The sequence below is a fragment of the Pantoea sp. BAV 3049 genome (genome assembly GCF_009765445.1).
In the GTDB taxonomy this organism is placed as follows: domain Bacteria; phylum Pseudomonadota; class Gammaproteobacteria; order Enterobacterales; family Enterobacteriaceae; genus Erwinia.
In genome coordinates this window covers 94834-101795 of sequence record NZ_WHOY01000004.1, presented here as the reverse complement: position 1 = coordinate 101795, position 6962 = coordinate 94834, and the positions used below count along the sequence as shown (strand labels likewise).

Here is a 6962-nt window from a genome sequence, read left to right as displayed (position 1 = left end):
TGACGTTTGTCTCTGCCGAGCAGCGCCTGCTGATGATTTGCCTGCACCGTGACAGCCCGTTGTGTCCGGCAATTGAGCAAAATGGCGGCTTCAGCATCAGCGTGCTGTCCGAAGTACAGAAATCGCTGGCTCAAATTTTTGCGGCTCCTACCCGCAATGCCCGGACCTTTAATGACAGTGACTGGGGAGAGAGTGCCGAAGGTCAACCGCTGCTACACGGCGCGGTGGCCAGTTTTAACTGCCAGCTGGCGAACCAGCTGGTGCTGAACAGCCATGTGATGCTGATTGGGGAAGTCAAAACCGTTCATCGTCACCCCGGCGTGCCGCTGGCAAGACAGGCGCGGCAGTATGTGCTGATCCAGCGCGATCAGCCTTAAGAATTTATGTGGCTGACTAAAATCAGTTTTTAAAAATAATAAGTTACCCAAAATAGTTCGTGCTGCAGGAAGGCGGCCAGCGAGCCCAACCCCAGGAGCTTACTTTAGTAAGTGACTGGGGTGGGCTTGAGCAGCCAACGCACCTGCAGTGCGAAATATCAAGGGGAAATACCTGCACCGGAGATTTAACATGAAAATCAAATATATCGCAAAAGGCTTAACGCTATCTCTGCTGGCCTCTACCGCTTTCGCTCAGGCGGCGGTAATGACACCGGGCAAACTGACCGTCGGCAGCGACATCACCTTCCCTCCTTACGAATACCTGGACGGCAAAACGCCGGCCGGTTTCGATATCGAGTTTATCAATGGCGTGGCGAAAGCGATGAAGCTGGAACCGCGCTATGTGGATACCCGCTTCACCAGCCTGATCCCGGGCCTGCAGGCCAAACGCTTTGATCTGATTGCTTCTGCGCTGTTTATCACCCCGGAGCGCAGCAAAGTGATCGATATGATCCCTTATCTGAAGACCGGCGAATCGCTGATTGCCCTGAGCAGCAGCACCTTCAAGCCGAAAAAACCTGAAGAGCTGTGCGGCCATAAAGTCGGCTCAATGCAGGGCACTTACTGGCTGGAAAAACTGCACACTCTTTCCACCGATTACTGTGTGAAGCAGGGTCAGAAACCGATTGAAGTCAGCGAGTTCTCAACCGATCCGCAGGTGACGCAGGCCATGCTTTCTCACGCGGTAGAAGTGCAGATGACCGATGCAGCGGTAGCCAGCCAGGTTGTTGAGAAGATGAAAGGCCGCCTGGCGGTGACTTCCGACACGCTGCTGTATCCGGTGCTGGTCGGCCTGGGCGTAAGCAAAACCAATCCGGACTTCAAAAAAGAATTAACCGACGGGATTGCCGCTTATAAAGCCAGCGGCGACTACGCCACCCTGGTGAAAAAATATCACCTGGCTGAGCCGCAGGACGCCGATATTCAGGCACTGAAACAGTAATCCGGACGGGCGGGAGAGTAAGCATGACTTTTGACTGGAACTACTTACTGAGTCTGTTGAGTGACGCAGACTTCTGGCTGGCCACCTGGACAGTATGCAAGCTGAGCCTGCTCAGTTGGGCGATCAGCATCGTGCTGGGCTTTGTGCTGGCGCTGGGCAAGCAGGCCTCTCAGCCCTGGCTGTCCGTTCCCGCCCGTGTTTATATCTGGCTGTTCCGCAGTTTGCCGCTGCTGGTGCTGCTAATCTTTGTCTATAACCTCCCGCAGGCGTTGCCGGCATCTTCTGCCCTGCTCAGCGATCCTTTCTGGGCAGGCCTGATTGCGCTGGTGCTGAGCGAAACGGCCTATATCGCCGAGATCCATCGCGGCGGGTTGTTATCCATTCCAAAAGGCCAGCGGGAGGCTGCACGCGCCCTCGGCCTGCACTATGCGGGTATTCAGTGGCGGATAATTATTCCTCAGGCGATCCGCGTGGCGCTGCCCTCACTGGCGAATGAGTACATCTCAATCGTGAAGCTCAGCTCGCTGGTGTCGGTGATCTCACTGACCGAAATCCTGATGGTCGGCCAGCGCCTCTACTCGCAGAACTTCCTGGTGATGGAAACGATGGCGGCGGTGGCGTTTTACTACGTGTTTATCGTCACGGTGTTCGACTTCCTGCTGAAAAGGCTGGAGCGTTATCTGGACGTGACCCAACGCAACACAGCCCGTCCGCTCGATCCAACCCTGGCCGCTATAGCCAGCCAGCCGCTGGCCGCTGTGGCACGCCCTGCCCTGGCACAGGATATCCCGGCGTTACAGGCCTTGAAGCTGCATAAGGCTTATAACAATGTGGAAGTGCTGGGTGCTGTTAACCTGAAGATTCAGCCTGGCGAAGTGGTTTCTGTTATCGGCCCTTCCGGCTCCGGTAAAACTACGCTGATCCGCCTGCTGAACGGCCTGGAGCAGATTGATAATGGTGAGATCCGGATTAATGGCCAGCCCTTTATTCAGCTGAGCAAACAGGGTACGCAGAAGCCGCGCTTTATCGAACACGATGAACATCGCCTGAATATTGGCATGGTGTTCCAGAGCTTTAACCTGTTCCCGCATCTGACGGTGGTGAACAACCTGCTGCTGGCTCCGCGCTACCATCGCACCGCGCCGCTGAGCGAGCTGAAGCATCAGGCTTGCGTCCTGCTGCAAAAAGTCGGCATGCTGGACCATGCAATGAAGTACCCGCATCAGCTTTCCGGCGGACAGCAGCAGCGAGTGGCTATCGCCAGGGCGCTGATGATGCGGCCACAGATTATGCTGTTCGATGAACCCACGTCGGCACTCGATCCGGAGAAAGTGAACGAAGTATTGCAGGTGATTGAAACACTGGCCGGAGAAGGCATCACCATGGTGATTGTGACCCATGAGATGAACTTTGCCTTTAAGGTGTCGGATCGTATTGTGTTTATGGAGAAGGGCCGCGTGGTCTGTGACGATGCGCCGGAAGTGCTGCAGGACGGGCAGCATCCAAGGATCAAAGCCTTCCTCAAAGACGTTAACTTTGCGCCGGGCTGAACCCCGGCCTGATGACCAGAGGGCGTGATGAGAAAAATCATCTTTGATACAGATATCGGCGTGGATGATGCTTTTGCGCTGGCTTATGCGTCGAAAACGCAAGATATTCTCGGCATCACCACCGTATTTGGCAATGTAGCGGTGGGTCAGGCAGTAAAAAATGCCAAACTGTTCTCACGGCAAATCGGCCTGAATGCCCCGATATTTCGTGGCTGTTCCCGCCCGCTGGGGTTATCTCAGGTGACTAACGCAGCCACGGTTCACGGCGACGACGGGTTGGGCGATGCGTTAGCCAACCCTTTTGATGAAGAAGCTGACAATGCGGTCAGCTTTATTATTGATACGGTGAAGTCTCTGCCGGGCGAGGTCACTCTGGTGGCGATCGGCCCGCTGACCAATATCGCCACGGCCATTAATATAGCGCCTGAAATCATCCCACTGGTCAAAGAACTGGTGATTATGGGTGGCGCTTTTGGCACTCACGGCCATGCAGGCAACGTTACGCCACACAGCGAATTCAATATCTGGAAAGATCCGCACGCGGCCGATCAGGTGCTCTCTTCCGCGCTGCCGGTGGTGGTTCTGCCGCTCGACGTTACCCATGAAGTGCTGATCACCGGTGAGGAGATCCGCGGCCTCAACCTGCCGGTGTTGGAGGCCATCTCAAAAGGGTATCTGCGCTACAGCCTGGAGAAGGAAGGGTTTGAAGGCATGGCGCTGCACGACACACTGACCATCTCCTGGCTTAACCATCCGGAGTTTTTCACCACGGTGGAATCCCCGGTCAGGGTCGTCAGCGAAGGGATCACCCTCGGGCAGACATTGCGACAGCTCACGCATTTAGCGTCCCGGTTTAATCCCTTCTCTGGCTGCCACAAACAGACGTTGTGTCTGGAAGTGCAGGCCGATAAGGTTAAAGCGGCCTTTCTGGAGTGTTTGCGTGTGTTGAATTGAGGAGAAGTGAGTTGCCCAGTGAGTGGCAAGGCGATCTGAACAGGGGGATGATGATCTGAACCCCCTGAGCGTCTTTCTTAATCAACTCAGCGCGAAAACTGGCTGGCAAACAGGCCTGCGGCGCTCACCGCATCGACAGCTATTTTTCCCAGCTCCGAACGGATCATATCGGCCAGCCCGATGGTGGAAAAACCCGTACAGGAAAAAGCAATCACCTCGGCCCCTTGCTGGTAAAGCCTGTCGGCACACTCCAGCGCCCGCTTGCGGCCTTCGGCGGTCAGCAGATCGGTGGTGTTGAACACGCCTTCCGGCCGCGCATAACCCGGGCCATTTTCTGTTAATCCCCGAAACGGTGCAGGCGCTTCAGCGCCAATTCCCATCACGGCCACCGGACGTTTCAGCATGCAGCAATACTCGCCGCCGCGCTGCCTGCGCCCACTACCGGCACGCTTACCGCCGCACGCAGCATCGCCAGTCCTGGATCGGCCGCACAGCTGAGAAACAGCATGTTGCACCCTTCGGCTTCCAGCTGCTCTCCCAGCGCCACAATCTTTGGAATGGCCAGCGCTTCGCTTTGTGCATCAAAGATCCCGCTGCGCTGATCGGCTATACAACGGCTGATCGAGGCAATACCGTACTCCTGCTGGATCAGGCGCCCGTGTTCCTCTACAAAGTGTTGATCGTCATGGGTCAGAACCCGAATAATCCCCAGCATATCCGCTCCTTATCAGTCAAAAACAGTGATCCGCAGCCAGCGTAATGGCCGCCTCACCGGCTTTGAAAAGCAGCGTCGGATTGCTGCCAGCCAGATGAGCACGGCCGTTCTGTACTGAAATCCAGTTGCCTTCCGGCAGGCCAATAACCTGCAGTTCGGGGTCGAGCACCAGCAGTTCGCGAATGCGCTGCTCGCGTGTTTCGCCCTGATGGCCGACTGGCAGCGCGTTGGTAAAGTGCGGATTAATCTGCAGCGGCACCAGGTTCAGCGCATCCAGCCCACCGGGATCGACAATCGGCATATCGTTGGTGGTGCGGATCGTCGGGCAGGCGAGGTTAGCTCCTGCGCTCCAGCCAACGTACAGCGCGCCCTTCTTCACTGCCTGGCGGATGGGCTCCAGCAGGCCCTGCTCGCGGGCGGTTTTCAGCAGATTAAACGTATTGCCACCGCCAACCATAATGACCTCAGCATCGGCGATTGCCGCCAGCGGGTCCGTCACGGTATGGATGCCGGTGATCTCCAGATCAAGCTCCGTCAGTGCCAGAGTAACTTTATCTGTATAGGCATCGTGGCTTTGGGTCACGCCAGCAAAGGGGATAAACAGCACCCTGCGGCGCCCGCCCAGCTGCGCCTTCAGCGGAGCCAGCGCATATTCAAGATAAGCCAGGCCCGGCATGGCCGAGTTGCTCAGTAACAGCAGATCCATTCTTCTCTCCTCTCAAAGCAAATTACGTAGCAGGTCAGCCAGTAGCTTATTGGACAGGATCACCGGCTGCTCAACGTGCTGCGCGCAGATCGCCTGATGCCAGCCGGTGTAGCCCATACAGTCGGTGAGGATCACCTCTGCCCCTTGTTCTGCCAGTGAACGTGCGGCTGTGGCCACTTCCTCTTCACTGGCGGTGTACGGTGAAGCGACGGCAAACACTGGCGTTTGCGCAGCGCCCTGCCATTTCTCCAGCTCGCTGGCGATTTGTGACGCCAGCGGCACCAGTATCCCGGCACGACGGCTACCCACCAGCGCGTTGAGCGTCGGCGGCAGGATTTGGTCCGGCTCAATAAGCCAGGCATGCTGACTGCGCAGGCCATGAAACTCTCCGGTGCAGAGAATAGCGATAATTTCGCACCCCTGCTCTTCCAGCCAGTCGATCTTCTGCTGGATTGCCCTGCCCACCGCCGGTTTTCCCATCACCACTGCACGTCCGTCCAGCAGGCGAGAGGTCAGCAGCGCATCACCCGGCTGCGGAGCAAAACGTTCATTGATTGCCGCGTCATCCAGCCCATCCAACACGCCCGCATGCAGACAGCTGACGCCGGACGGCAATGCAGCATCAAGGATCGGCGTAATATCACTTCGTGGTGCCTGCCCGATGGTCAGGGTACCGATTTTGCGGATCGCCATTTCAGACTCCCGGCTGACGTTTCTGCAGATGGGCCAGCGAGCCGTAGAGATCCTGCAGCCGCTGATATTCTGCTTTATCGTAGAACTGACAGGTGCCACGAGTGAACTCTTTAGCCACTTCCACCGCGTATTTACAGGCCAGCGCAATATCCGTTTCATGGCTGGCACCGGTGCCGCAGCCCGGAACGATGCCGACAGCCGTAATTGCCACGCCAACCACAGGCGCAGAGGTGGCAATCGAGGGCTGCAGGATGCTGTTAAGATGATAGACGCCGTTGCCGTACGGCGTAATGTCCTGAGTGGTAATCGGGAAGGTCACCGGCAGCTGGCCAGTGGTCATTTCCATTACCCGCAGCAGATCTTCTGAAACCCGCAAAATGTAGCCCTCTTTCACCGTCGGTGAAATGGCAAAGCCTTTATGATTGATGATGCGGTTCCCCTTCGTGGTGTCGATTGACAGTACCGCATCCATCTCCTCTGAGACTTCCTGCTCGTTCATATCCTCGGTTTCCACCGGAGAATCCATAAAGTCTACCGGCTCGTGTGGGCGGGTTGGCGCATCCGGGCAAATATGAGTAGTGACGATAACGTCGCCCGGCAGACTGTCGCCCTGACGCTGCATTTCAGCCAGCTTCAGAGCGCTGGACACGGCGGCAATGGCACCGTCAGCATCTGAAACCAGGCCAATACGCCCCGGGCGCGCACCGATACCGCCCAGACGCCCCACGATCCCCAGCGTCAGTGCTGTACCGCCGCCACGTTTGCCGTGGGTGCCTGGAATGACAATTTTAACAAAATCGGTGCTGCCTTTATTCCCGGTAACGCTCTTCACGGTGACGTCGATATCACTGTAACCGCTGAAAAGGGCTTTCACCTTGTCGCCGCTGGCATACGCACTGTCGAGTAACTCAAAAACCTGTAATGTTTGTTGTAAGCTCATAACGATTTCCCTGGTGTTGCGGAG

Annotated in this window: 9 protein-coding genes; 4 read left to right on the top strand and 5 right to left on the bottom strand. The window is 56.7% G+C overall.

The window, feature by feature from the left end:
• The 4 genes from GSQ70_RS00540 to GSQ70_RS00525 form a co-directional block, all read left to right on the top strand.
• A partial coding sequence (locus GSQ70_RS00540) for a flavin reductase family protein (protein WP_199257186.1) occupies window positions 1-377 on the top strand: 377 nt, incomplete at its 5' end.
• Window positions 378-567: 190 nt separating this feature from the next.
• Window positions 568-1380 (top strand): ABC transporter substrate-binding protein, encoded by an 813-nt coding sequence (locus GSQ70_RS00535; protein WP_158780462.1) that lies wholly within the window; start codon window positions 568-570, stop codon window positions 1378-1380.
• 23 nt (window positions 1381-1403) lie between these two features.
• Window positions 1404-2930 (top strand): amino acid ABC transporter permease/ATP-binding protein, encoded by a 1527-nt coding sequence (locus GSQ70_RS00530; protein WP_158780461.1) that lies wholly within the window; start codon window positions 1404-1406, stop codon window positions 2928-2930.
• Window positions 2931-2957: 27 nt separating this feature from the next.
• Window positions 2958-3884, top strand: a complete 927-nt coding sequence (locus GSQ70_RS00525) for a nucleoside hydrolase (RefSeq protein ID WP_158780460.1) — start codon at window positions 2958-2960, stop codon at window positions 3882-3884.
• An 86-nt stretch (window positions 3885-3970) separates the two neighbouring features.
• Here GSQ70_RS00525 and GSQ70_RS25665 read toward each other — a convergent pair whose 3' ends face one another.
• Genes GSQ70_RS25665 through GSQ70_RS00505 form a run of 5 tightly spaced genes read right to left on the bottom strand, consistent with a single transcriptional unit; the run spans window position 3971 to window position 6938 of the window.
• Window positions 3971-4288 carry a hypothetical protein gene (locus tag GSQ70_RS25665; protein ID WP_199257185.1) on the bottom strand — a complete coding sequence of 106 codons (318 nt, stop codon included), beginning with the start codon at window positions 4286-4288 and terminating at the stop codon, window positions 3971-3973.
• Window positions 4282-4599, bottom strand: a complete 318-nt coding sequence (locus tag GSQ70_RS25660; RefSeq protein ID WP_199257184.1) for an aspartate/glutamate racemase family protein — start codon at window positions 4597-4599, stop codon at window positions 4282-4284. The genes GSQ70_RS25665 and GSQ70_RS25660 overlap by 7 nt, the downstream gene beginning before the upstream one ends.
• Before the next feature lie 16 nt (window positions 4600-4615).
• Window positions 4616-5305: a dipeptidase PepE gene (gene pepE, locus GSQ70_RS00515; RefSeq protein WP_158780459.1), complete on the bottom strand. Its 690-nt coding sequence runs from the start codon at window positions 5303-5305 to the stop codon at window positions 4616-4618.
• 12 nt (window positions 5306-5317) lie between these two features.
• On the bottom strand, window positions 5318-5998 hold the full coding sequence (locus tag GSQ70_RS00510; protein ID WP_158780458.1) for an AroM family protein: 681 nt from the start codon (window positions 5996-5998) through the stop codon (window positions 5318-5320).
• Between the two features lies 1 nt (window position 5999).
• Window positions 6000-6938: a DUF1177 domain-containing protein gene (locus GSQ70_RS00505; protein ID WP_158780457.1), complete on the bottom strand. Its 939-nt coding sequence runs from the start codon at window positions 6936-6938 to the stop codon at window positions 6000-6002.
• Window positions 6939-6962 lie beyond the last annotated feature (24 nt).

Excerpts from the sequence above, each read along its gene's own strand:
- GSQ70_RS00535 (WP_158780462.1), top strand. The coding sequence starts at position 568 with ATGAAAATCAAATATATCGCAAAAGGCTTAACGCTATCTCTGCTGGCC.
- GSQ70_RS00530 (WP_158780461.1), top strand. The coding sequence starts at position 1,404 with ATGACTTTTGACTGGAACTACTTACTGAGTCTGTTGAGTGACGCAGAC.
- GSQ70_RS00525 (WP_158780460.1), top strand. The coding sequence starts at position 2,958 with ATGAGAAAAATCATCTTTGATACAGATATCGGCGTGGATGATGCTTTT.
- GSQ70_RS25665 (WP_199257185.1), bottom strand. The coding sequence starts at position 4,288 with ATGCTGAAACGTCCGGTGGCCGTGATGGGAATTGGCGCTGAAGCGCCT.
- GSQ70_RS25660 (WP_199257184.1), bottom strand. The coding sequence starts at position 4,599 with ATGCTGGGGATTATTCGGGTTCTGACCCATGACGATCAACACTTTGTA.
- pepE (WP_158780459.1), bottom strand. The coding sequence starts at position 5,305 with ATGGATCTGCTGTTACTGAGCAACTCGGCCATGCCGGGCCTGGCTTAT.
- GSQ70_RS00510 (WP_158780458.1), bottom strand. The coding sequence starts at position 5,998 with ATGGCGATCCGCAAAATCGGTACCCTGACCATCGGGCAGGCACCACGA.
- GSQ70_RS00505 (WP_158780457.1), bottom strand. The coding sequence starts at position 6,938 with ATGAGCTTACAACAAACATTACAGGTTTTTGAGTTACTCGACAGTGCG.